The following is a 3,001-nucleotide window of genomic DNA, read 5'->3' on the forward strand; positions in this document are numbered from 1 at the left end:
GGCGAGGGGACCGGGGCGGCCGGATGAGCCCGCGGACCGAGCGGCTCCCCGTCTTCGTCTACGGCACGCTCCGCCCGGGCGGGTTCTACCACCCCTCGTACCTCCTCGGCCGCACCACCGCCGAGGAGCCTGCGACGCTGCGCGGCGTCGTCCTGCACGAGGGGCCCGGTTACCCGTACGCCCTGGAGGAGGACGGCGCGGAGGCCGGAGCGAGGGCCGCCGACATGGAGCCCGGCGTCGTCCACGGGGAACTGATGACCCTCGCCGAGGACGGCTACGAGCGGGTGCTGGAAGCCTTGGACCAGCTGGAGGAGTACCGCCCGGGCGACCCCTCCAGCCTCTACCTCCGCGCGGTCCGCGAGGTCACCCGCACCCGCGACGGGGCGAGGGTCCTCGCCTGGGTCTACCTCGCCGCCCCGCGCCTGGCCGCCCGGCTGCGCGCCGAGGGACGGGTCATCGCGGGCGGCGACTGGTTCACCCGCTGACCGGCCACGGGCGGCTCTCGACCCCGGCGGTCCACGCCCCCGGGCGGGTCGGATGTCCGACCTGCACCGAGAGGGACGGCGGTGCAGGGTGTCAGCGCCGGTCGCAGCAGAGCCGTCAGGCGGTCGACCGCACGGCGACCGCGTCGAAGACCGCCCCAGGCCTGAAAAGGTGTGCATACGGTCTGTCGAATCCGTGTCGTCCGTCCGACGTAGAGGCGTACCGACCGGACGCACAGTCAAGGAGTCCCGTTATGGCCCAGTACGCGATCCTCATCTTCGACGACCCCACGGCCGGCGACTACAGCCCCGAGCAGCAGGCGGCGAGCAAGCGGCACGCCGACGAGCTCATCGACTCCGGTGCCATGATCACGGCGTACGCGCTGCATTCGGTCGACACCGCCACCTCGTTGCGCGGCGACGTGGTCACCGACGGTCCTTTCATCGATTCCAGGGAAGTCGTCGCCGGCATCTGCGTCATCGAGGCTTCCGACCTGGACGCCGCCCTGGAGCTGGCGCGCCGCAACCCCGCTGTCCGGTGGGGCCGCGGCGGTGTCGAGGTGCGGCCCGTCGCGGGCGGTGTCGCGCCCATCGCCCGATGACGGCCATGACGGTCATGACGGACGCGAGGCAGGCGGTCGCTGACGCGCACCGGCGCGAGTGGGCCTTCGTGCTCGCCGCGACGGTGCGCGTCGCCCGCGAGCTGGATCTGGCCGAGGAGTGCGTGCAGGAGGCGTACACCGCGGCACTCACGGCCTGGCAGCGCGACGGGATCCCGGGCAACCCCGCGGCCTGGCTCACCACCGCGGCCAAGCGCCGGGCGATGGACGCGATCCGCCGCGAGCGGACGTTCCGCTCGAAGCTGCCGCTGCTGGTCGAGCCGGAGGAGGCCGTGGACGTGTCCGCGTTGGAGGAGCTGGGCGAGCACAACCAGGGACAGGCCGTTGACCCGGAGGACGTCGTCCCCGACGAACGCCTGCGGCTCATCTTCACCTGCTGCCATCCCGCACTCGTCCAGGAGGCGCAACTCGCACTGACGCTGCGACTGGTGTGCGGGCTGCCGACACCGGACGTCGCCCGCGCGCTGTTGGTGTCGGAACAGACGATGGCCGCCCGGATCACCCGGGCGAAGAAGAAGATCTCCACCGCCCGTATCCCCTTTCGGGCGCCGCACCCGGCGGAGCTGCCGGACCGGCTGACGGCCGTGCTCGGTGTGATCCATCTGCTGTTCACCGCCGGGCACACGGCCCCCTCGGGCCCCGCGCTCATGCGCCCCGACCTGGCCGACCGCGCGCTGCACCTGACCCGCACCCTGCGGGACCTGATGCCTGACGAGCCCGAGGTCCGTGGGCTGCTTGCGCTGATCCTGGTGACCGACGCCCGGCGCGCCACCCGCACCGGTGCGGACGGCCGGCTGCTGCGGCTCGAGGAGCAGGACCGCTCGCTGTGGGACCGCGCCGCGCTGACCGAGGCACACGAGTTGATCGTGGCCGGGCTGCGTACCGGCCGCGCAGGGCGCTACACCGTGCAGGCGGCGATCGCCTCGCTGTACGCCGAGGCGCCGACATACGAGGAGACGGACTGGCCACAGATCGTGGCCCTCTACGACAGGCTGCTGTCGTTGTGGCCCTCACCGGTCGTCGCGCTGAACCGGACCGTGCCGTTGTCGATGGCCCACGGACCGACGGTCGCTCTTGCGCGGGTCGAGGCACTGGAGCAGGACGGCCGCCTCTCCCGGTACCACTACCTGCCGGCGATCAAGGCGGACCTCCTGCAACGCCTCGGCCGTACGAACGAGGCGGTGGCCGCCTACCGGCAGGCGCTGGAGCTGACCGGTAACGAGACCGAGAGGGAGTTCCTCACCGCACGCCTCGCCGATCAGATGATCCAGTCGGCGGGCCGGGGTACCGGTGGCGGTGATCGGGCAACGACCGACATCTGAGCGAGGTCGGCGCCGGTTCACCCGCCGACCGGCCCCCGGTTCACCCGCGGACCGCTCAGGCGCGTTCCACGCGGACCGCGCAGGTCTTGAACTCCGGCATGCGCGAGACCGGGTCCAGGGCGGGGTTGGTGAGGGTGTTGACGCGGCCCTCGCCGTACCAGTGGAACGGCATGAACACCGTGTCCGGCCGGATCGCCCCGGTGACCCGCGCCGGGGCCACCGCGCGGCCGCGCCGGGAGACCACGGCGAGCCGGTCGCCCTCCGCGACCCCCAGCCGCTCCGCCAGCCGAGGGTGCAGCTCGACGAACGGGCCGGGCGCGGCCGCGTTCAGCTCGGCGACGCGGCGGGTCTGCGCGCCCGACTGGTACTGGGAGACCACCCGCCCCGTGGTGAGCAGCAGCGGGTACACCTCGTCCGGCTCCTCCGCCGAGGCTCGGTGGACGACCGGCACGAAGCGGGCCCGGCCGTCCGGGTGCGCGAACCGGTCGAGGAACAGCCGCGGCGTGCCGGGGTGCGGGGCACTGCCGCCGTCCCCGGGCCGGCCGTCGTCGTCCCCGAGCCCGCCCTCACCGGCACC

4 protein-coding genes are annotated in these 3,001 nt (G+C 73.4%); 3 read left to right on the forward strand and 1 reads right to left on the reverse strand.

Annotated elements, in window-relative coordinates; all coding sequences use genetic code 11:
* The first annotated feature begins 23 nt into the window (after window positions 1-23).
* The 3 genes from ACOV8S_RS21135 to ACOV8S_RS21145 all read left to right on the forward strand — a co-directional run bounded on the left by ACOV8S_RS21135 (window position 24) and on the right by ACOV8S_RS21145 (window position 2,424).
* Window positions 24-485, forward strand: coding sequence for a gamma-glutamylcyclotransferase family protein (locus tag ACOV8S_RS21135; RefSeq protein WP_448319479.1), 462 nt, complete (start codon window positions 24-26; stop codon window positions 483-485).
* A 251-nt stretch (window positions 486-736) separates the two neighbouring features.
* Window positions 737-1,084 carry a YciI family protein gene (locus ACOV8S_RS21140; protein ID WP_448319394.1) on the forward strand — a complete coding sequence of 116 codons (348 nt, stop codon included), beginning with the start codon at window positions 737-739 and terminating at the stop codon, window positions 1,082-1,084.
* Window positions 1,081-2,424: an RNA polymerase sigma factor gene (locus ACOV8S_RS21145; RefSeq protein WP_448319395.1), complete on the forward strand. Its 1,344-nt coding sequence runs from the start codon at window positions 1,081-1,083 to the stop codon at window positions 2,422-2,424. Before ACOV8S_RS21140 ends, ACOV8S_RS21145 begins: the two co-directional genes overlap by 4 nt.
* A 55-nt stretch (window positions 2,425-2,479) precedes the next feature.
* On the opposite strand, the gene ACOV8S_RS21150 is transcribed toward ACOV8S_RS21145, so the two are convergent.
* A partial coding sequence (locus ACOV8S_RS21150; protein WP_448319396.1) for a molybdopterin oxidoreductase family protein occupies window positions 2,480-3,001 on the reverse strand: 522 nt, incomplete at its 5' end.

Source organism: Streptomyces sp. CO7, assembly GCF_053474865.1.